This window comes from Leptospira sanjuanensis (assembly GCF_022267375.1).
GTDB classification, from domain to species: domain Bacteria; phylum Spirochaetota; class Leptospiria; order Leptospirales; family Leptospiraceae; genus Leptospira; species Leptospira sanjuanensis.
Genome location: NZ_JAIZBH010000003.1, coordinates 1 through 21,012 on the forward strand (window position 1 = coordinate 1; position 21,012 = coordinate 21,012).

At 36.3% G+C, this 21,012-nt stretch carries 21 protein-coding genes and 1 pseudogene; 14 read left to right on the top strand and 8 right to left on the bottom strand.

Features of this window, described 5'->3' with window-relative positions:
• Positions 1 to 189 precede the first annotated feature (189 nt).
• Positions 190 to 408 (top strand): annotated as a pseudogene (locus tag LFX17_RS20350) (hypothetical protein); the annotation flags it as partial.
• Positions 409 to 1,853: 1,445 nt separating this feature from the next.
• A complete protein-coding gene (locus LFX17_RS20355; protein WP_238748768.1) occupies positions 1,854 to 2,246 on the top strand; it encodes a helix-turn-helix domain-containing protein in 393 nt (130 codons plus the stop codon).
• Here the strand turns inward: LFX17_RS20355 and LFX17_RS20360 are convergent, their stop codons facing one another.
• Entirely contained in the window at positions 2,247 to 3,137 is an 891-nt protein-coding gene (locus tag LFX17_RS20360; RefSeq protein ID WP_238748769.1) for a histidine kinase N-terminal 7TM domain-containing protein, read from the bottom strand. It abuts the gene before it with no gap.
• Between the two features lie 25 nt (positions 3,138 to 3,162).
• Positions 3,163 to 3,792, bottom strand: coding sequence for an LBL_2463 family protein (locus LFX17_RS20365; RefSeq protein ID WP_238748770.1), 630 nt, complete (start codon positions 3,790 to 3,792; stop codon positions 3,163 to 3,165).
• A gap of 326 nt (positions 3,793 to 4,118) precedes the next feature.
• Here LFX17_RS20365 and LFX17_RS21085 point away from each other — a divergent pair, with 326 nt between their 5' ends.
• From LFX17_RS21085 to LFX17_RS20420, 12 genes are all read left to right on the top strand, one after another.
• On the top strand, positions 4,119 to 4,574 hold the full coding sequence (locus LFX17_RS21085) for a LexA family protein (RefSeq protein WP_406600725.1): 456 nt from the start codon (positions 4,119 to 4,121) through the stop codon (positions 4,572 to 4,574).
• On the top strand, positions 4,492 to 5,820 hold the full coding sequence (locus tag LFX17_RS20370) for a Y-family DNA polymerase (protein WP_238748771.1): 1,329 nt from the start codon (positions 4,492 to 4,494) through the stop codon (positions 5,818 to 5,820). The genes LFX17_RS21085 and LFX17_RS20370 overlap by 83 nt, the downstream gene beginning before the upstream one ends.
• Positions 5,807 to 6,523, top strand: coding sequence for an SOS response-associated peptidase (locus LFX17_RS20375; RefSeq protein ID WP_238748772.1), 717 nt, complete (start codon positions 5,807 to 5,809; stop codon positions 6,521 to 6,523). The genes LFX17_RS20370 and LFX17_RS20375 overlap by 14 nt, the downstream gene beginning before the upstream one ends.
• A 260-nt stretch (positions 6,524 to 6,783) precedes the next feature.
• On the top strand, positions 6,784 to 7,917 hold the full coding sequence (locus LFX17_RS20380) for a hypothetical protein (RefSeq protein ID WP_238748773.1): 1,134 nt from the start codon (positions 6,784 to 6,786) through the stop codon (positions 7,915 to 7,917).
• A 122-nt stretch (positions 7,918 to 8,039) separates the two neighbouring features.
• Positions 8,040 to 8,645 (top strand): YajG family lipoprotein, encoded by a 606-nt coding sequence (locus LFX17_RS20385; RefSeq protein WP_238748774.1) that lies wholly within the window; start codon positions 8,040 to 8,042, stop codon positions 8,643 to 8,645.
• An 804-nt stretch (positions 8,646 to 9,449) separates the two neighbouring features.
• Positions 9,450 to 10,409 carry an MvdC/MvdD family ATP grasp protein gene (locus LFX17_RS20390; protein ID WP_406600726.1) on the top strand — a complete coding sequence of 320 codons (960 nt, stop codon included), beginning with the start codon at positions 9,450 to 9,452 and terminating at the stop codon, positions 10,407 to 10,409.
• On the top strand, positions 10,402 to 11,217 hold the full coding sequence (locus LFX17_RS20395) for a hypothetical protein (protein ID WP_238748776.1): 816 nt from the start codon (positions 10,402 to 10,404) through the stop codon (positions 11,215 to 11,217). Before LFX17_RS20390 ends, LFX17_RS20395 begins: the two co-directional genes overlap by 8 nt.
• Positions 11,218 to 11,319: 102 nt before the next feature.
• Complete coding sequence (locus tag LFX17_RS20400; protein ID WP_238748777.1) at positions 11,320 to 12,381, top strand: SIR2 family protein; 1,062 nt, start codon at positions 11,320 to 11,322, stop codon at positions 12,379 to 12,381.
• A 203-nt stretch (positions 12,382 to 12,584) separates the two neighbouring features.
• Positions 12,585 to 12,983 carry a type II toxin-antitoxin system RelE/ParE family toxin gene (locus LFX17_RS20405; protein WP_238748778.1) on the top strand — a complete coding sequence of 133 codons (399 nt, stop codon included), beginning with the start codon at positions 12,585 to 12,587 and terminating at the stop codon, positions 12,981 to 12,983.
• On the top strand, positions 12,973 to 13,269 hold the full coding sequence (locus LFX17_RS20410) for a helix-turn-helix domain-containing protein (protein ID WP_238748779.1): 297 nt from the start codon (positions 12,973 to 12,975) through the stop codon (positions 13,267 to 13,269). The genes LFX17_RS20405 and LFX17_RS20410 overlap by 11 nt, the downstream gene beginning before the upstream one ends.
• Before the next feature lie 75 nt (positions 13,270 to 13,344).
• The gene (locus tag LFX17_RS20415) at positions 13,345 to 13,608 is read left to right on the top strand and encodes a HigA family addiction module antitoxin (RefSeq protein WP_238748780.1); all 264 of its coding nucleotides are present in this window, start codon (positions 13,345 to 13,347) and stop codon (positions 13,606 to 13,608) included.
• A gap of 257 nt (positions 13,609 to 13,865) precedes the next feature.
• On the top strand, positions 13,866 to 16,148 hold the full coding sequence (locus LFX17_RS20420; protein ID WP_238748781.1) for an nSTAND3 domain-containing NTPase: 2,283 nt from the start codon (positions 13,866 to 13,868) through the stop codon (positions 16,146 to 16,148).
• Positions 16,149 to 16,868: 720 nt separating this feature from the next.
• Here the strand turns inward: LFX17_RS20420 and LFX17_RS20425 are convergent.
• From LFX17_RS20425 to LFX17_RS20450, 6 genes are all read right to left on the bottom strand, one after another.
• Complete coding sequence (locus tag LFX17_RS20425; protein ID WP_238748782.1) at positions 16,869 to 17,312, bottom strand: hypothetical protein; 444 nt, start codon at positions 17,310 to 17,312, stop codon at positions 16,869 to 16,871.
• 368 nt (positions 17,313 to 17,680) lie between these two features.
• On the bottom strand, positions 17,681 to 18,067 hold the full coding sequence (locus tag LFX17_RS21090) for a hypothetical protein (RefSeq protein ID WP_406600727.1): 387 nt from the start codon (positions 18,065 to 18,067) through the stop codon (positions 17,681 to 17,683).
• Positions 18,068 to 18,404: 337 nt separating this feature from the next.
• Complete coding sequence (locus tag LFX17_RS20435) at positions 18,405 to 18,743, bottom strand: hypothetical protein (protein ID WP_238748784.1); 339 nt, start codon at positions 18,741 to 18,743, stop codon at positions 18,405 to 18,407.
• A 7-nt stretch (positions 18,744 to 18,750) separates the two neighbouring features.
• Positions 18,751 to 19,419: a hypothetical protein gene (locus LFX17_RS20440; RefSeq protein ID WP_238748785.1), complete on the bottom strand. Its 669-nt coding sequence runs from the start codon at positions 19,417 to 19,419 to the stop codon at positions 18,751 to 18,753.
• A gap of 41 nt (positions 19,420 to 19,460) precedes the next feature.
• A complete protein-coding gene (locus tag LFX17_RS20445) occupies positions 19,461 to 20,009 on the bottom strand; it encodes a hypothetical protein (RefSeq protein WP_238748786.1) in 549 nt (182 codons plus the stop codon).
• Positions 20,009 to 20,950: a hypothetical protein gene (locus tag LFX17_RS20450; protein ID WP_238748838.1), complete on the bottom strand. Its 942-nt coding sequence runs from the start codon at positions 20,948 to 20,950 to the stop codon at positions 20,009 to 20,011. Before LFX17_RS20450 ends, LFX17_RS20445 begins: the two co-directional genes overlap by 1 nt.
• Between the last annotated feature and the right edge of the window lie 62 nt (positions 20,951 to 21,012).

Genomic DNA, 21,012 nt, shown 5'->3' on the forward strand with positions numbered 1-21,012 from the left:
CGTTGATATGGAGTGTTCGTCAATTTGAATCAAGGATCTCCATTGATATTTATAAGATTGTTTATAGTGACGCCGATCGCCGCGTTAGGGATCGATGCGTGGTCAAGTTATTGGATTTCTGAGAAGCGATGAAAAAGAATAAACACAATAACTTGACCGAAGCGGAGAGCCCGGGCAGCGTAGCGGCAACGCCCGATCACGGAAACGTTACCGGATGGAACGAAACTCCACAACAACTACTCGGCGGATGGGACGAGCGTTGGACATACGGTCGTGAGCTATCAAGGGCCGTATTTAAACGCGAACGGAGTTCCATCCGTGCGGCGTGTAAGAGGGAACGGTGTGACGATGGAAATCGGATTTGAACCGGTGGAAAAATTACCGGTGAACATATTGTCCAGTGCACCTTCTCTGTGAAAGCTAAAAGGAAAGTCCGGATATCCGGACCTTCCAAAAAACTCTCAACTCGAACTGTGCGCTGCAATGTTACGAAAGACATTCTTGATAAATCGGACGGTAGAGGCAATGCTTATGCTAAAAGAATTTGCTTTATCGAATGTGTCGCACGTAGGGTAGTCGTTTTTTTCGTTTCCGAAGACCATAGACTATTATGATGCTTGTTGGCCTGTTTATGCTTTAGGATGTTCAAATTGAAATGAGAAAAAAAGGATTTATAATATTCTATTTTGCTGTGTTATTTTCTAATTTCTTTGAAGAAAATTATAGCGGCCAAAGCTTGATGGCCCAAAGTTCAGAAATAGAAATTAAAGAGAAATTAAAACTGTGTAATGAGAAGTTAGATGAATGTCAGGCAGAATGTTTACGGCTATATCCACATCGAAGAGATTTTAGACAAGGGAAGTGTCGGGATTACTGTATTCTTGACTATAAAGAAAAATGTGATGCACCGGTTTACATAAAATCGATACGGATATAGTAAATAATATGGATCGTCTTTGGTCTAATGAGAAATACAGAAATCATTTATCTGATCGGCTTATAGGTTCAATAACGGAAATCGACGCGCCGCAGCTATGTCTTCTCTTTATAAATTCAACAGCATTCCGAAGCCAAGTTGAATTGTGAATTGCATGAATTTCTGCCGGAGTGAAAAATCTATTTAGCTTGGTTTCAATATCGCGTATTTCATCATCGGACAATTCTGGAGGTGTTGAATTTTTGAAATTTGAAAACATATTCTTTCTTTGGCTCCCTATATTCTTTGTTAATTAAGTGTTCTGAATTCCTTTTCTTTCCGATTTGGAAGGGCGACCTTTCTTTTTCGGCTTTCTATTGTGTTTCACTCCGTACATGTCCAAAGTTTCGAAAACTGCATGATTGAAAATGTCTTTGTGAAATGCACAATAAACGGAAGTATACGTTACTCCATTTGATTTTACGGCTCTGTAAATTTCCGCGATAGGTTTCTTTAATCCCACCTCTTTGCATGCTTGAATCAAAGCATCGCCATGAAGCTGTAAATCAATTGCAGAATTATAATTCTGTTCCTTGCTAGACGACTTCTCTTCCGAGTCTTGTAAATTCCCAAGAATTGGGATTTTCTTGATTATATTTTGGAAATCCATATTGGTTCAAGTAACTGCGGTCTGCTATTTCCCGCGGTACTTCCTCCGCATAAAATTTATGGAGACTATCTAAACTAACTTTAGAATTTTAAATGTTCAAAAAGGCGAGGTCGGTCACTGGATCCGCGACAAATCTACGATCCTTTTTAGTTGCAATTATGGTTCCGGCTGTTTCAATATCCCGTTTATCGAGATCTGGCGGAACCTTGATGATTTGTATAGTTTACCACGGTAAATAAGTCAATACATTTACTATTATAAATATAGATGAATTTTAAAAAATTATTAGAAAATATCATGCACGAAAAAGGATGGAATCAGGTTCAACTTGCGACTGCGGCAGGTGTTAGCACGGGGTATGTTAGTCGAATTATAAAAAAAGGTGACCGCACTCCAACATTTGAATTTGTCGATGGATTATATAAGAATGCCGGAATAAATCCGTTAAGGTTTTTCATTGAAGATGAAGAACGCGAAGGATTCGATTTTCTAATGGAAGTCCCGGAAGAAAAACTTAAAAAACTTGAAGCCGATATGGAATTGCTTCGAAAATTGAAACAATTCAAAGAACACAAATTATTGATAGAGGCTATATTGGAATTAAATGCTAAAGATAGAAAAGCAATCGCACAGTTGGTTTTCCGGTCGGCAAAGAAATAATTATTTTTTCTTTCTCGCACGCAAAGTGATTATAGTGAAAATTTCCTCTAAGGGTTTGCTTGAGTTTTCGGATAAGTGATGAAATTCCACGACAACATTTTTAATAAAGTTCTTCTGTAATTCGAACTTTGCTAATTCATACGATCGTGAATCAACGATACTTAAAAGTTGAATATTCGCTTTAGAAAAAAGCGAGTTATTGTTTGCAAAGAGTCCACTTCCCAATACTTCAAATAGGTTCACTTTAAGAATTCCAATAGCCCAAATAATTGTAGCGAAAGCACAACCGAGCGGTGCAATAAAATTGTACTCCGGCAAGCCGAATGCTCGTAGCAGAAAAGTAAATGTCCCGATAAAAAGCAGCCAAATAACGATTCCGCTCATTAGATAGACGATACGAAGTCTATCCTGTCCAAATTTTGTTTTAAAACTTCCGATAAGAATCGCGATCGATAAGATCATGCTTCCAAGGCCGCCGATTACAAAATAGTCGTATAGAAAACTTGCCGAAAAATGAAGTTTTCCGGAAATGATTTGTGCGGATGTTATGTAATAGTTAGAAAAACAAAACAAAAATAAGGGCAGCGTGTATAACGTTAAAATTGCTAATTTGCAAATTTTCGGCACTGGATGTAGTTTAACATAAGAGTAGATGAATTCAAGGAGAAGGTAAGGTGCGACAAACATCGGTAAAGTCAGAACTCTTGTCCAAAACAAAGTATCTTCCCTAGAAGTAATAAAGGGAGCGGAGTAGAGGGCATCCCATATACCAAAACAAAGGCAGAGCCACCCGAAGACTTCAAATTCTTCTCTGCGTTTCTTACTTAGTAGAACGTAGAATCCAATATAGAAATGGGCGGCAGCTGCGATGAAAAAAAATAACGTTTCCAATGGAGATTCCTCTCCAAACATAACGTTACATCTGTGTCTTTATTGCAATTATTTTTGACTTATCTGACACCATTATTCCCCATTTTGTGGAAACGATTTTGTTTTGAAATTGTTTTCCGTACCCATGAAAATAGATTGGAACGGCATATTTTGGCGAATGAACTGCACCGATTCGGGAATAAAGTTTTCCAATCGAGGGCTTTTCGAGATCGAAAAGTCCGTAAGTTATCTTGAAATCCTTTTCTAAAATAAAATCGGTGCTCATAGATAAGACTTTATTTCCAATTTTAAAACTAGTCGAAGCAAAAGAATTCATTTCTGCAATGTTTCCGTCTTCAAGAATGACCTTTTCGTTACTTCCGTAAAAAAGGCCGTGTTCGATTGGTAAACCCACTGCACCTCTCATGACAATCCTAGAGGTCGCGAGAATTTCTTCCTTTGAATTGATCGCTAAAAAATATCTACTTGCATCGTCTTCATCAAACATTCTATCAAAATCTGCGTTGTAGCCGACGTATCCTAATTTAGCATATTGATTTTGGATAAACGCCCTCGCTCTTTCGATCAAAGGTTTTTCTTTGCTGAAGCAGCAGGTAACGTAATCGATTTCTTCTTTAGTTTGATTGTTTAATTGTTGAGTTTGTTTTATGTTCATAGTTAGAATTATGTCTCATAAAAGTCAAATTCAACACAATTTTCTGTTTTCTGTTGGAAGGGTAAAAGTGCGTCGTGTCGAAATTTTTCTAGATAAAAGCTATATTAAGAAATCATTAAGCTGCGATTTAAAATAATCTCCCAAAAGTTTACTTTTAAATACTCTTTGCTGATATTGATTTTCATTCCTAGTAAATTCCAGAATTTCAGAATTGAATTTCATTCTTGCTCAATTATGTTCTCCAAACTTCGAAAAAAATTGATCGTTTGAAGGACTAATTTGATTCCCGAATTGACAACGTTCGTTACCTAAACTAATGTGTAGGTGTGAGTTTTCGTAAATACAGCTCTTTTCGGAGCGAATTCGGCACCGGCCGAGTATACCCTTTTATAAATCCAGTTCGTGCGGGCTTTCAGTCACCCGCAGCCGAATACATCGAAAGTGTTTTGAACCCCGTCGATTTGATGATACCAAATCCTGACTCCTCATTTTGCGCCAAGGTTCTTGGAAATTCGATGGAGGACGTTTTTGTTCGCAATGGTGATCTCATAATCGTAGATCGCTCTCTCGAACCGCGTAATGGACATGTCGTAATCTGCGCTTTGGATGGGACATTTCTAACGAAAATTCTTCGAATCGAGGGACGAAGGCGAATCCTTGTTTCCGGCAACCCGCTCTATCGACCGATTCCGATCACAAATGAAAACGAATTTCAAATCTGGGGCGTGGCTTCGTGGAGCTGTCACAATTTACTCGGAGGATGGGGTGTACGGCCTCGTTGATTGCAATTCGTTTTATTGTTCCTGCGAAAGAGTTTTTCGTCCGGAGCTGTGGAATCGTCCCGTAGTTGTACTCTCAAATAACGACGGGTGTGTAATATCCCGGAGCGCGGAGGCGAAAGAACTTGGAATTAAAATGGGGGAACCAGCTTTCCTTAGAAAAGATTTCTTCGCGGTGAAAGGCGTGAGTGTTTTTTCTTCGAACTACGCACTCTATGGTGACATGTCCCGGCGCGTCATGAACCAACTCGGGAAGTTTTCCCCCGCGATCGAAGTTTACTCGATCGATGAAGCGTTTATCGGGTTTGCCGGATTCGCGCGTGAAGCACTACTCGAAATAGCACAGACAATTAAGAAGCGAATCCCAAAAAATACAGGGATTCCGGTTTCCGTTGGAATTGGTCCCACGAAAGTTCTTGCAAAGGCCGCCAATCACCTTGCAAAGAAGAAACCCGAATACTCCGGTGTTTTCATAATCGATTCCGAAGAAACCCGCAAGGAAGCACTCCGCCAAATCGCAGTCGAGGACGTTTGGGGAATCGGCCCGGCATATTCAAAAAAACTTCAAGGAGTAGGGGTTACAAACGCTTGGGAGCTCTCGAAACTCAATTCAAGTTGGGTTCGAAAAAATCTTACAGTTGTCGGAGCGCGGATACTTTACGAACTAAACGGATTTGAATGCTCCACTCTCGTCACGGTTGAGCCAGCTAAGAAAACGATCGCGATAGCCCGTTCTTTTAGTTCAAGACAAAACACACTTGAAGCATTGGAAGGAGCGGTGGCGACTTACGCTACTCGCGCAGCGCGGAAGCTAAGGGAACAAAACGGATATACCAATCTAATCCGAGTTTTCATTCATACTGACCCGTTCGCGACTGGTTCTGCGCCGTACGGAAGTAATATTCCCATTCCCCTTCCGGTTCAAACGCAAGACACAAGAGAAATCGTTCACTACGCGCTTAGAGGACTTAGAACTATTTTTAAGCCGGGATACGAATACAAAAAAGCCGGAATCGTGCTCGATCGGATCACAACCGAAAAATCAATGCAATCGAACTTCTTTGATCCGGTGGACCGGGAACGCGAAGCCCGCTTAACTTTGGCGATCGATGCGGTCAACGCCCGATTTGGCAAAGACAAAGTAAAACTTGCGGTCTCTGCTAAACAAAATTCTTGGTCGTTAAGGCAAGAGAATCTTTCACCGCGGTATACGACACGTTGGGAGGATATTTTGCATGTGTTATCATAACGCGCTGACTGCGTCGGCGCAGGCATTGAGCAATCGATTCAGTGCTGCTCTTGTGGAACCGGAGAACTATACTCCTTTTTTTTGGGAGAATGGATTTGAGCATAAGCCGCGACCGATTCTAACAAGCGACAAACCGAATTTATTTTTACCGATCGCGTGGGGATTGATTCCGAGGTGGGTAGAAAATTACGAGAAAGCATTAAAGCATCAGAACAAGACTTTGAACGCAAGGTCCGAAACAATCTTTGAAACTCCGTCGTTTAGAGAATCTATTTTAAAGAGGCGTTGTTTAATCCCAAGTACAGGATTCTATGACAGCCGGGAAGTCGGAAAACTGACAATTCCGTATAGAGTATTTGTCCAAGAGGAGGAGATTTTTAGTATAGCGGGTGTTTGGGATGAGTGGACGGACCCGCAGACCGGTGAAGTCAAATTGACGTATTCCATGCTTACGACCGCGCCAAATTCAAAATTTTCAAAAATACATAACAGAATGCCGATGATTCTTCCGAGGTCTTTGGAAAGCGTCTGGTTAGACCCTGATTTCAAAAGAAAAGATCAAATCGAACCGCTCATTCAAATCTATCCGGAAGACAAAATCGATTTTTATCCGATTCGAAAGTTTAAACCCGGCGATCAAAACAACCCGGACATTTTGAAAAAAGTCGAATACCAAGAATTGAGCCAACAAGAGTTATTTTAGAAAAATTCCTTCGAAGAAGAAATTGCACCCAATGCGCGTTCTGCGAGTTTACGGATTTATCAATAAATTTACAAATTTAAAGAAGTATTCTACATTTTTAATTGATTACTTAATAATATACTTTAATATTCAAAATTTATCTGTAGTAACGTTTTGCGGAATAAGGCATTTGACATGTTTAACGAAATCCGTGCATCGAGAGGTCTTTAGGGAAAACATGCGGTTATTTAAATCTAAAAAGAATACTATAGAGGAATGATATGATAAAATTTAGAATTTTAGTTCTTGGGGTTATTCTATTAGATTTGCTCGCTTGTGCAACTGTATATAGGACTGATGTCGGGAAGTCTAGTATAAGAAGTAATGCATTAGAATATGATATTGCGCTAACAGTCGCGCTTGCGAAACTAAGGTTTCCAGAAACAAATGGATTTGCACTTGTTAATCCAGTATTCGATGAATCTAAGTTTTCCACATGGTTAATTCGGAACAAAGACACTTTTAATAAGATCCTAAGTCAGATGGACTTGAAACAACGAATCTTTATAAATATCAATACGGCAGATGGAGTTGAACAAGACGTCCTCTTGAAATATTGTAATGAAATTGGTAAAAAAATAATAAACGGGATAAATAAAGGCGGTCTCCCATCGAATCGCTTTGTGACTCGTTGTCGAGGAGCGGAAGAAACAATCCCGAGTATCGATCCCAAAAGCAATCTAAATAATAGAGCTACGTTTGCGGTTGGTTCAATAGACGAGACGTATGAAGAGCGTGCTTTAATGCATAAAGAAAAAGTAAAATATTCTTTCGGTCAAAAAGAAAATGTTTCGGTTGTTGTGGAAGGGCATGTTGAGGTTACGGGGTCGTTAGATTTTTTAGGAAGTAATGAGCTAAAACTTATTTATGGTTGCACAGGGTATATCAATGCGAATGAACCGATTCGTTACGAAAGTAAAACATTGGATTTGACCGTTTCTAAAAAAAATCTTACAATTCTTTCAATCGATGCAAATAAAGAATTCACAAAGTTAGAATGTACGATGCGTCTATACGACGAGGACGGTTTTTCGCGAAGCGAAAAAGAGACATTAGTAGAGTTTTCCCAAGGAATGGGGGGATATGTAAAGGAACTTCAAGATCCACCAAAAGGATTGGATTTTTTTAAATCGAAAGTTGCTCCGTGGATTCCTTTGGTTCCTATTTTTTTAAAAGTGTTCGATTTAATTGATCCAAATGACTCTGGCGACATTGTTTCTATTGAACTTTTAAAAGAAAGAGGCTTTGCACCCACTATCTACCAAGTTACGGAGCCAGATAAATCAGTGAAGCCAATTCGACTTTGGTTTACTGTTAATGTAATGAATACAGATTTCAATAATCCCGCTCCATAAATGCCGATCAATTTGAACCACAAACATTTTCACACATTTATCGATGATTTATCAAAATCAACTTGCAATACACTAATTTAGGAGAGCGAATAGAATATCATAAATTCAAATAAAAGGAAAACATGATAAAACTGACAGTCACGGCATTTGCTTTGCTATTCGTCTCTCTATTTGTTTCCAATTGCGCGTTCTCGGAAGGTAGGATAAAGCCTAATTATCCTAATCCGATTTTAAACGAAAAAATAAAGTCAAAAACAACTTTGGTATTTCGTAAATCGGATGATTCTCCGGTATCCATTATAGATGGGTTTAATCGGGAAGGTATTCGTAAGAACAGCCTAGGAATGGAAACTGCGAATATGTTTACGGATCCGAAGGGTCCGGATTTTATTAAGAATATTTTAACCTTGGAGCTAAAAAATTCAGGTATTGACGTGGTCGAGAATTCAAATTCAACGAACGTTCCGCAATTGGAGGTTGAATTGATTCATATATTTATGGAACCGGAAGTTGGATTTTTCGCTGGAGATATTGTAACGATAATAGACGCGGATGTAATTCTAAAGAAGGGTGGGAAAGTTTATAAAAGGAGATTTAAAGGAATCGGCGAATCCAGGACGATTGTTTGGGTGGATCACTTTTATGAAATATCTCTTAAAAAGTCTCTGGAAGATTTTGTTAAGAAATCGGTTCCAGAAATAATCAAAGTATTGAATGAGGAATCTTAATTTACGGAGAACGCAAATTGAAATTTAGAAATATTGTCATCATTTTTATTTTATCACAAATGCTATCTGGCTGTTTGTATCAATTGGTTTATATCGATAGAGTCGATCGAACAGAATCACATTGGACAGTCACAGAGGAAGAAAAGAAGGATCCTAAGAAAGTCAAAAAATAAATCCATTTTCCAGAAATCTGGTAGATTTAAGAACTGGAGAGGCCGCCTTTCGCTTCCGAGAAGGGATAGTATGTTTCATTGAAATACTTACCAGAACATACACAATAATAAGGACAGTGTGAATCGCGACAGAATTACATATTATCGGAAGTCGAAAAAGGCCAAAGTTAGTGTGCGAAAGAAGGGTATTTAGCGCCAAATTATTTTGAAGATCAAATTTCTTATGAGAATCAACCAATTTGCTCTTGTAATATAGTCTACTCCGCATCATATTTGTAAGAATATGACGGATATGGTATATAATAGAAGCTTATCGCTTATTTGAAAATCGGTAATAACCTATTAGCCGAATGCCGAAATCAATTGTATTTATTGCAATCAAAGTAAATAACATTCATGGAGACAAATTAATGAGATCAGAGCATCCGTTTATTTTAAGAAAGTTAAGTAGAGGCAATGTAAGAGAGCCAATTGAAATAAATTACAATGTTGAAACTGAGACTGCTGATGAAAAGAGCTTATATTCTCATAATCATATTTTATTAACAGGTTCTTATATGACTGAGGCCAGAACAGATCCCACGAATGACGAATTGACTGATCGTAGGTGAATGCTTTATTGTGAAAGACATTGATTTTAATTATATCAAATCGAACTGATTTAACTACTGATTTTGTCATAAGAAAATTACATAAATTGGGAAAAGAATATTTCCGATTTAATACAGATGAATTTCCTCAAAATGCGAAGGGTATTTTTTCAGTAAGTAATTATGAAAACGTTAAAGCTAAAATTCAGCTAATAGATAGAAATAAAGGAGTCGATTTCGGCTCAGTTAAATCTGTCTTGTATAGGCGACCTGTGCCTCCTGTAATTAGTAATGCTATTACTGATGCTTCAGCCTTAAAATATGCTCAACATGAAAGTTATGAATTTATTCGAGGTCTCTGGTATTCAAGCGATGCATTCTGGGTTAGCGACCCAGAATCAATATTTCGAGCCGAACATAAAATTGTGCAACTTAAGAAAGCTAAAAGTATTGGATTTCTTTTGCCGAAAACTCTTATTACCAATGACCCTTTTGAAGTTACGAAGTTTTTTGAGAATTCTAAACAGGATATAGTTATAAAATCCATTCATTCCGGATTTTACGAATCTTCAAACCCGGGCTTTATATTTACAAGCCTAATTACTCGTGAAGATTTAGATGATATAGAAAGCTTATCTTTATGCCCTTCAATTTTTCAAGAAAGAATTAAAAAGAAAGCCGATATAAGATGTACGATAGTTGGTGATAAAATATTTGCAGTTAAAATTACTATTGAAAGCAATTATATAGATTGGCGCGAATCTCCCTTGGAAAATATAAAATACATTAAGTTTCAATTAACGTCCGAACTTGAACAAAAATGTATAGAATTGCTTAGGCAACTAAATCTAAACTTTGGCACAATTGATTTTGTTCAAGATTTCAAAGGTGATTTGTATTTTTTAGAAATCAATCCCAATGGTCAATGGGCTTGGTTAGAAGAAGAGTTAAATTTAAGTATTAGTGATGAAATAGCTCGACTGCTTTGTAAAAATGAATAAAGTTATAAAATTAATTACCAAAACTAAATCAAAGATTTGTTTAAATGGAGATTGGCTCTTTGTAACTGAATCGCCAGTTGGAAAAACTAAAGATTCTGATATTTCGCTAGGATATCGAAATAATGAAATTAATTATAAGAAGATAAAAATTTTAGATCAGAAAAAATTAGAAGTGATGCACCATGATGCAAAGGAATTTTATAATAACACTATAGATAGGATGAATGTTACCCGAGACAAGGCCAAAGTATTTCTCAGTGCATCTTCATTCGTTTCGGCCGTTATTATGGGAATATTTGGACAATTGGCGACTTTAAAAGAGCAAATGCCTAATTGGTTAATAATTATTATTTCAGTTTTTTTTCTATTATCAACTATACATCTAATACGGTCTTTGTATCTCACAGCTAAGTCGATTACCCGTGAACAGTTTATTGCAATCCCCCCGTCAAGTATAATCGTTGAAGATTCTCGAGGTTACTTAACTTCTAAATATTATAAGGAAATGATTGCGAATTATATTGCCTATGCAATACAAACTCAAGACTACATACGAAATAGAAATAATAGTATTATACTTGGTCAACATTCATTTCTTTACGGACTATTTTACTTTTCAATTTCCGTTTTCGGGTTAATTCTATCATTACATTTTAAAAATAATGTTCAGAAAAGCAATATATTTGAATCTTGCTATTTAACTGAAGCTCTCTCTGACCTCGAACATACACAGCAATCTAAAAAATTAAAAAAAAATAAAATAGTCCGTAAAGAAATTCATTGTTATAGGCCAAATAATAAGGGCTGATTTTATGAAAGTTGAACACGTTGCGTTTTTGAGATTTATTTATATTGGAAACGAAAAGAACCCTATATTTAAAAGCAGAGTAAATTATTAAGTATAGTTAATATGAATAATATTGTCACATTTGTTTTAGGAGCTGGGTTTAGTTATTCATTTGATAATTCGTTTCCTCTTGCGAATGAGTTGTTATCTGAAGCGAAAAAGAAAAATCTTATAGCAGATGATTTTCGAGGGAAGCTACTTGTTGATTATATAAATGGATACTTTGGAGAAGTTTGGGAGAATGTTAATTTTGAAAAAGTAGCAACATTTTTACATAGCTCACCATTTTCATTGGAAGGAGAAAATACCGCAATTTATTCGATTATTTTTGATGAATTAATTAGCCTCATTACATCTTCAATCGTTAATAAACAAATATCTCAATCGATTTCAAATGGAACTCATAAGAATTCGGAAATTCTAGAAAAATTAATACGTTATATTGTGCGAAGCGATGCGCAAATTGTTACTACAAATTATGATTTGATAATGGACAATATGCTCTTTAGATCAGGAAACTGGTTCCCGGGAACAGGCTATGGTCCCTTGATGGATCCTGTTCCACACATTGTAAGGAATATAGAACGCCAATACAAAAGTTCGAATTATTATCAGGAGTCGAGAATAAAATTGCTCAAGTTACACGGCTCTCTGAATTGGGCTGTTCCAGTTCATCAAGCTCCTTGGAAAATGAATGAATGTTATTTGAATCCACCAAATACAGAGGGGAGTCTTTCGTGGTTAGATGCTACTCAAACTGCGTTCTTTCGGGAAAGCATAGGAATGAATTGGCCTTATATTCCTTATATTATCCCGCCTGTTTTTGGAAAAAAATTGGATTCAAAAATTGTCCATGATATTTGGTACAGAGCGACTTATAGAATGAAATTTAGTACAAAAGTTTATATTATTGGTTATTCCTTCCCTGAATCAGATCTCCTTTTTGAGCGTATGCTAAGGGACGCCGGCAGTACGGGGTTTATGAATCAAACGAAAGAAATGCACATTGTCAATAAAAACATCGATGAGAAATTGAAATTAAGAATTAAAAATATATTTCATAATGTGAATGTAGAATATCATGAGTCAGATGCAATGGAATTTATCACTAGCACATTTGATTGATAAATTTTGAAAAGTTACATCATGACTCTGTGTTGAACAAATACCATTGTTTAAATAAGGCGTATAGTGGTAAGTATAATGAGACATAATCTGTATGAGACAGAATTACCATTATCGGAAGTTAAGCAAACAAATGTTTATATGTGATTCCCCCGCGCGCTTTTTCCAATTGACATGTCCGTGTGTAACATTATAGTGTTACTATGCGAAAATCAAAAAATTTAGAATATTCCGTTTATCAGGGCCAAGAATTTTCAATCGAGTGGTATTACGATTCGAAAAATAAATCCCCCGCTCTTGAGTATTTTGAAACCCTTACGGACGACGAAAAAGAGAACTTATTAGTCTTAGTTAAAATTTTTGGCGATCGGGGGAAAATTTTCAACACTGAAAAATTTCGGAATGAAGGTGATAAAATATTTGCATTTAAGCCAAAGCCTAATAGATTTCTTTGTTTTTTTGCTGAAGGGAAAAAGATTATTATCACGAACGGATTCTATAAAAATCAGAATAAATTGCCTCCGACGGAAAAGGAGCGCGCGCTAACCTATCGGAAAGAATATTTAAGGAGGATTAAGGAAGGTATCTATTATGAAAAATAAATCTACGATCGAACGCGTTCTTCAAGATCCGAAGAAACGTAAAAGTTTTGAAAAAAAATACCGAGAATTTTTGCTTTCAGAGTTAATTTCTGAACTCATGGAAATTGAAAAAGTTTCTGTTCGTAAGTTGGCGAGTATGACTAAACTATCACCGACTGTAATCCAAGAAATGAAAACCGGCAAGAGAGAAAACCCCACTTTTGAAAGTTTAACTAAATTGATTGGAGCATTAGGTGGCGAGATTGTTTTTAAAAAAGGTAAAAAGGAGCTCGCTCAAGTTCCGTAATAAGATCAAAATATTAAGAACTGCGTTGCGGTCGGAAATATTATGACTATCATTAAAAATTCATGAGTTATACTGATGGTAAAAATTATAAACCCACCACCAGGGGAAATTCTTGGTGATATTTTAAAAGAAATGGAGATCTCAGCGTATCGATTAGCCAAAGAGACAGGTGTCTCATCTTCAAACATTTATGCAATAATTTCAGGGAAGCGAGAAATATCCGCAGAGGTATCGGCAAGATTTGGACGGTTCTTTGAACAGTCGGATACTTTTTGGCTTAATCTGCAAAACGAATTTGATTTAAGGAATATATATAGCACGATAGAGAAAATGGACTAAAAGGAATTGAAACTTACTAAGAAATAGTATAATGGGAAATACTACTAAGAGTTATCAAATTACATTCCTTCTAAGCCTACTTCGCTTAGTTCGTTACTTTTCATGAAAATATTCCTTATCTAAGAAAACACCATCTCCTATTAAAATATTTATTGCGCCGTAAGATTAAGTATGAATTAAGCTTTTAAGCTTTGATTACAGATCGTTAAAATACATTGTATATTTGATTTATTATATCGAGTTATCTATACATTCAGGTGCTGAAATTATGGATTCAGCTTAAAAATGAAATGAATTATAGTTTTGAAACAATCAATGATAAAGAATTCGAAATTCTCGCAATTGATATTTTATCAAGGTATTTTGATGCGCGGATAGAAAGATTTAAAGAGGGAAAGGATCATGGTGTTGATGGAAGATTTTATAAATCAGGACATGATGAAATTGTAATACAATGTAAACACTATTATAAATCTGGATTTAAACAACTTTACCAAAAGTTGAAATCTACTGAATTAAATTCAATACATAAATTGAATCCTAAAAGATACATACTTTTAACTTCAGTCCCCCTCTCTAGACAGAACAAGATAGAAATATTTAAGTTACTATCCCCTTATTTAAAAAGTGAATCGGATATATATGGCAACGAGGATATAAATGACTTATTGTCCAAATACTCAGAAATTGAAAAGAAACATTATAAATTATGGATTAGCAGCACAACTGTACTTCAAAGTATATTAAATAATTCAATCACTGGAAGAAGTAAAAATAAACTACAAGAAATATATCAAAGTGTACCCAAATATGCTGAGACAAAGGATCACTCTGAAGCATTAAAGAAATTAGCCAAAACCAGGGTGCTAATACTTACTGGTGTAGCCGGTATAGGAAAGACTACGTTAGCAGATCAAATTAGTTTGTATTTTGTCAAAATGGGCTATGAATTTATTTACATAGATCAAGCAATAAATGAAGCAGAAAGTGTTTACTTTGAGGACAAAAGGCAAATCTTCTATTTTGACGATTTTTTAGGCAGGAATTATTTAGAGGCATTAGAGAGAAAAGAAGATTCAAGAATATTAAATTTCATTAACAGAGTCAGACGTAGCAAAGACAAAATATTCATCTTAACCTCGCGGACGGTAATTCTAAAGCAAGGTAAAGAGCTAAGTGATTTGTTTCGCATTGATAATATTGGAAAAAATGAATATGAGCTTCGAATAAATAATTATTCCTTGATGGATAAGGCAAAAATATTATATAACCATATTTGGTATAACCTGTTGAATTCTGATTTTATAACTGAGCTCTATAATAATTTAAGATATTTGCAAATCATCAAACACAAGAATTTTAATCCGAGGCTCATCTCATTTATCACTGACTCCCATCGGGTTCATAATGTAAAGAAAGAACTTTACTGGAATTACATTCAAAAAATGCTGAATAATCCAAAGTATATTTGGGAAGACGTATTTAACCATCAATTAGATGAAATCTCGCGCTTTATTCCTTACTTAATTACGTTTAATGGAGGGGATATTGGAGAATCCAATTTGCGAAGTGCATTCTTTAGAATATCTAATTTGGAAAAATTGCATAGTAGGATATCTTCAGACACTAATTTTGAAAAAACAATTAGAATAACGATGGGGACGGTAATAAATAGGACTATTGGAGTATTTGGAAATATAAAATATGAATTGTACAATCCGTCTGTATCGGACTATGTTTTAGAAAGATTAAGAGATAATTCTGAATTATTGATTTATGTATTTCGCTCACTCCATACTGTAGATTCTATACTTACCCTGTTTAATTTATATTCATCGGGAAAAATTGATTCGAAAACGATCAACTCAGTGTTAGACGAGCTAATCATAAATTGCGATTTAAAATCTGAAATTGACTACACCGCTTTTTTATATTCGATGATTATACAAAAAGGATTTACATATCTACTTAAAAATAAGGCGTCGTTATGTGTTATCGAGAAATTGTGCAGGGAAGACATACGCGACTTATATAATAAGGTAGTAATTATGTCTTTTGCCATCGATCAGAATATTATAACTGGAACGGGAATGGCAGATTTAGTATTTTATGAGAGGTATATCGATGAATATGAACATCCAGATGACCTGAATGTGCTAATGAAAATATTAAGAAAAATATATATTCATGATATGGAAAAATATTGGGAAAAGATAAAAAATAAAATATTTGAAAGTTATTCAAATAATATAACAGAAATTGTATTAGATAATGAAGTGCTTATTGATTTTAGAGATGATGATGAGATCGATGATGCGATACAAAACGTTACTAAATTTATAAAAGATGAAATACAGATATTAGGAATTGATTTTGATATTGATAAAATCAATAAACTCGTCTCCAAGTGTAATTATGAAGAAATTATTGAAAAAAATATGAATTATAGAGCGCAAGATGAATTATTTAACGAAAATAATTCGGATGAAACTATAGATTATTCTGACGCCAATATCATTGATCTTTTTGAAAGAACATAAATGGCATTAACGGAAGTACCCTGTTGCATCACATAAGAATCTACTCCAAGCCATGAAATTATAAATTCATTCCAAATACGGTGTGATTAAAGACCCTTTTCTAATCTCAAATAAAGAATAATAAGAAGTAGCTGACGGCGCGACCACTCTCCAAATGTATCCTATTTGATCAGAAATTGTACTAATATAAAAAGAATTTCTTTCACAGAGGAAATTTACTTTCGTATAGAATTCAATAACTCTTTCTGATTGCGGTATAATAGATTCAATCGGATAATTCATTAAAGGCAGGGCTTTAATTTCTGATTTTGAATTTGCAGGAACAGTTCCGAAATCGTAAACGACTTGCTGACCTGTGTATCTAGGAGCTGAATTCGGATCACAAGAGGAGTTGTCGTATATCGCGGCTGAGATCGGAACACTTCGTTCGTTAATAATTCTAACATAAGTATTTGTTTTAATTGTGGTTCCGATCAAAAATAGATTAGTGAAAGATAAATCGTCATCAGTAGAATGGGGTTTATGAAGGTTCTCGCATCCGAACGCGAACATTATAGATAAAGAATAAAATAATACAATAAAAAACAATTTCATAAAAACATTCTTTGATTTAACAAAATAAAATCAATATTAAAAATAAGAAATATAACCCGTATTCACAACGAAACTTTGATAATAAAATTGAATGTTAGTAAGCAGATTAGAAATATAAGAATTGTATCAGTAAAAACTTATCCTGCCCCTTGTATTGAGCATACTAGTACATGCGTGATAACCGATACTAAAAGCTAGATTTAAGTCGGAATAACTTTCACACGGAGATAATAAAATTTCACTCACACAGGATTCCAGATTATCCTTCGATACATAACTGTATTGATTTTTACAACTTTGAAGATTTTTGCTATTATCTATTCCAAATGATGACTTCTCTTCATAACAAAGATTGTCCCCGATGCTTAAAAATACTCTTGATAATATCCCTTTTTGGCTTACTTCTCCGCAAGTGATCGTTTTCAAAGCCGCAGTTGCAATAATTTTTTCTTCGGCCTCTTCCCTTGATACTTGTGAAGGGTCAATTCGATCTTTTGCGGAATAAAATGGATCTAAAATGCAGCTAATATGAAAAAAAAGAAAATTTATCGATATTAAAATACTTTTCATATATAATTTCCTTTCGGTCAGACCGGGGAGATTCCTTGAAGGTTTCAATCGGTTGAAAATTATATATGAAATAAATAAACTCTTTCGTTCCGATAGATTCTGAGTATTTCGCAAATCAAATTTTCTTTTCAAGAATCATACAAAATTACAAAAAGTTCGATTTGAATCGATTCAATTCGCCCAAAGCGTAATTGCGGTATTGATTTCTGGAATGAAAGGTGATGAATGGAAACGGTGTGTAATCGCTTATTTATTTACAAACCAATAGACTACTCCTGCAAGTATCCCGAATAATCCCCAACCTGCGAGAGTTCCGATCGCCGTGTAAAAAAGGATAAGTTCTGCGATTTGAAACTCAGTCATCTTTTTCAGAAACTCAAACCGATTAAAATCCCTACTACAAACGAAGGAGCTGCGATTTCTAAAACTTGTCTGAGAGTTTGCCAATAAGAAGGGTTGTACGTAACCTGATCGAATGTGTGACAAAAATTCTCAGTCCAACAGATTCGTTTTTTAGTCCGAATATACTCCCCTTCTCTCGTTTCCGAAAGAATCGTTACGGCTGCGGCTGTTGATTCGATTTTCTCCCACCTTGCATGTTGGATTTCCAAACAACGAAACCAAGAGCTCCCTTTGAATTTACTGCAACCGAGTTCCCTGGTAGGCTCCGGACCTGGTTCATTTTTAAAGTTAGTTGAACTCGCACAATTTACAGAAATTGTAAATGTAAAAAAAAGTAAGAAAAAGAATCTCATGGTTATTTACCCTCCTTTTTCTCTGGAAAAGCACCTTCGCAGACTTTATGAATTTCTTTCGGAATTCGGCGCGCGTAGCAGATGAGTCGAGAGCGGTCTTGGGAGTAATCAACTGGATTTACTTTTTCGAAAGTCTCTTCCGGAGGATTCATACTGATCTGAATCCGGTTGATTTTTATAAAAAGGATAAGGAATAAGATAAAGAAAAGTCTTGTGATAAAGAAAATTTTGTTTTCTGAAAAGTAAGTTTTAAGTTTTGAAAAGAGATCGTTCAAATGTGTAAGTCCTTTTAGATTTTAAAAAAGAATTACGTTTATGGTTTTTTAGAAGAGTTTGACTAGCCTCCCGCACCGCGAATCTTTGCAATAAAGTCGCCGACGACTTTTAAAATCTCACCCGTTTTAAACCAGGACATGAGAACGGCTCCGCTTGTTAAAAACAAACCGTAAGCACGGATTCCCCCTAAACCTTCCGAGATGATTGCATCCGGGAAATACTTGATGAGATAAAATCCAATGAATAAGAAAAATAGACCGAGAAAAAAAGTCTGATTCGAAGGCCGTAAAATATTTTTCTCGACCACTATCGCATTAGATAAAGTATCGCTGAGTTTCTTAGCCTCTTCGGACTCCGGATGGATTTCTAAGATTTCTTTTGCAGTGATTTTCTTTTTCAAAATGATCCTACCTTGAAAGAATTTTTCTTGCAGTGTCTTGGTTGTGAACCGCGTAACAAAATCCGGCAAATTGAGGATTCAGTTTTTTCGTGCGAAGTTCCGCGCCTTTAAAGATGGAGATCAGTTCGATCCACTCGGAATCTTGCCAGGTTGCTTTCGTAACCGTACAACCAAGCGAAGAAACGCCGACGTAGTCCTTTGCGGTTCCTTGCGCGTGGATGTTTAGACCCACTCGACCCGAATATAAAGGATCTGAAGACTCCCAAACGTGATTTCCGTCTTTGTCACGACGAAAAGAAAAATCCGATCCTTGAACGAAAGCCTCGTGTCCGTGATGAATCCCGATTTTAACAAGATAGAGTCCTTCCTCCGTGCGCGCTTCCCCGCCCCTTACACCATATTTAACTAATGTTTCTTCGGAAACACGACCGGGATCCATCGTAACCACTCGCGATCCCCACGATTTCCCGCCGGGATAGATGTTGAAAAGAACATCGTTAAACTGATCGAACGAGTCGTTGTTCAATACGACTTTGTTTTTGATAACGGAAATACCTCGGACGCCGATAAGAACGTTCTCATTTTCGAAATCAAGTTTTGGGAAATCTTTTCCATTTTTAGAAAACTTGTTCTTTGTTTCTTCGATAAGCGCAGGAATGAACTCTTCGTATTTCACTCATCCATTCATACGAAGTAAAAAAGTATCGGAGTGGGATTTTAAGAATTATTTGTATGCGTTTCCGAATAATCGTTTAGATAAAGTTCGATTCTTCCGGAATCGGATTTTGCTCGGTGTTTTTGCAAATTAAGAAAAAGTTTTACTGCGTCGGATGAGTTCGTCGGAAACTTTATCACAACGCGGATTCCGTTGTATTCTGCGACGTGATCGAGGAATCTTAAAACTGCAAAACCGCAAGCGTGAGATAGTGTTCCGTAGTGTGCGAATTCAATCTTTATCGATTCTAAGTTTCTTTCCTTGGCCGTATTATAAAGAAATACAAGGTCTTCGTACAAAATTTCGGAAGTAGAAACGGACAAGTTTCTTTTTAAGAAAATATCGAGCCGAGTAACCTCGCCAAATGAGTGAAAGTAAGGACTTTTGACTTTGTAGATAGGTTCGAAACTTTTTGATATGCGAAGTTCCCGAATCTTCTTTAAAATCCAAATTGCGAACTGCGAAAGAAAAAGAATTATACTCGCAAGATAACCGACAACACCGTGAAAGTTCTCGTCTTTGATTTCGTTTAGTTTTGAAAACTCATCCATTATCCCAAAACTCCGAAAGAAATACCCGTGTAGCGAAGTTTACCTGTTTTCCACCATTCTTTGAGTTCATTTGAAAGCTGTTTGATCCTCGCACCGAAAAAAGCGTTTTCTGCTGACATCGTGGTACCAATTGATTCCGAAATGACACCGACCGAAGTCGAGTAATTCGCGACCCCACCGATGATCCCCTCGCCGTAAGAGGAAAGAAAACAAATCATAAAGTATTTTAGAATTTGATCTTTTAACTCTCTCGGTACTCGGGAAGCGTGATCGTAACCGGTTGTATAATCAACTTGATACGCACCAGGAAGATTTGACATTCCTTGGTTGAGCGCACGAAATCCTTGAATACCGGTTTGCGGAAGTCCTGTGCTACCCCAAGGAATTCGGGTATAGATAGCGCGTAGAATCCCGGTTTTGTATTGGATCGAAGCGCGCGACGTTAAATCAAAGACCGTTGATCCGGACCACGGAAGGGTTAAAACCCAACGATGGACTTTACACAGATTCTTTCTTCGTAGTTTTAAGAAAAAATTCGTACTCTTAGAAGGATCGTAATCGTAGGTGTCATCCCACTCAGCATACTCTTCGATATTTCCGAGTCGCGGCTCAAGATCAAATCTGCCCGACTGACCGGGAAGTGGCCGGGAACGGAAAAGTCTCGGATATACGTCCCATTCGATTTCTTGCGAGAAAGCCCGAACCGTTTGATCGACCCAATTTTTTAATTGGAAATCCTCCATTTGAGTACCGCGCGTAGTAAGAAGCGGTTCGTTTCCGAAAAACATGATCCGGCGAAGCTCGTCCGGATGAATGAGCGTTCCCCAACCTGGGAGGGGCGCGCCTGACTTTTCAAGTTGGGGATAAATGCGTGCGGAAAGATCGTGATACTCGTAGTCTTCGGATTGCCTGTTTAAATCTCCGCCGTAACCGTAAGTCAAAGGCGAGCAATATAAATACAAGAATTGATAGAAGAATATTTCATTCTTCTAATGTACAAATT

Excerpts from the sequence above, each read along its gene's own strand:
- LFX17_RS20395 (WP_238748776.1), top strand. The coding sequence starts at position 10,402 with ATGAATAAAGTTATAAAATTAATTACCAAAACTAAATCAAAGATTTGT.
- LFX17_RS20400 (WP_238748777.1), top strand. The coding sequence starts at position 11,320 with ATGAATAATATTGTCACATTTGTTTTAGGAGCTGGGTTTAGTTATTCA.
- LFX17_RS20425 (WP_238748782.1), bottom strand. The coding sequence starts at position 17,312 with ATGAAAAGTATTTTAATATCGATAAATTTTCTTTTTTTTCATATTAGC.
- LFX17_RS20410 (WP_238748779.1), top strand. The coding sequence starts at position 12,973 with ATGAAAAATAAATCTACGATCGAACGCGTTCTTCAAGATCCGAAGAAA.
- LFX17_RS20415 (WP_238748780.1), top strand. The coding sequence starts at position 13,345 with ATGGTAAAAATTATAAACCCACCACCAGGGGAAATTCTTGGTGATATT.
- LFX17_RS20365 (WP_238748770.1), bottom strand. The coding sequence starts at position 3,792 with ATGAACATAAAACAAACTCAACAATTAAACAATCAAACTAAAGAAGAA.
- LFX17_RS20375 (WP_238748772.1), top strand. The coding sequence starts at position 5,807 with ATGTGTTATCATAACGCGCTGACTGCGTCGGCGCAGGCATTGAGCAAT.
- LFX17_RS20405 (WP_238748778.1), top strand. The coding sequence starts at position 12,585 with ATGCGAAAATCAAAAAATTTAGAATATTCCGTTTATCAGGGCCAAGAA.
- LFX17_RS20445 (WP_238748786.1), bottom strand. The coding sequence starts at position 20,009 with ATGGATGAGTTTTCAAAACTAAACGAAATCAAAGACGAGAACTTTCAC.
- LFX17_RS20385 (WP_238748774.1), top strand. The coding sequence starts at position 8,040 with ATGATAAAACTGACAGTCACGGCATTTGCTTTGCTATTCGTCTCTCTA.
- LFX17_RS20370 (WP_238748771.1), top strand. The coding sequence starts at position 4,492 with ATGAAAACGAATTTCAAATCTGGGGCGTGGCTTCGTGGAGCTGTCACA.
- LFX17_RS20355 (WP_238748768.1), top strand. The coding sequence starts at position 1,854 with ATGAATTTTAAAAAATTATTAGAAAATATCATGCACGAAAAAGGATGG.
- LFX17_RS20380 (WP_238748773.1), top strand. The coding sequence starts at position 6,784 with ATGATAAAATTTAGAATTTTAGTTCTTGGGGTTATTCTATTAGATTTG.
- LFX17_RS21090 (WP_406600727.1), bottom strand. The coding sequence starts at position 18,067 with ATGAGATTCTTTTTCTTACTTTTTTTTACATTTACAATTTCTGTAAAT.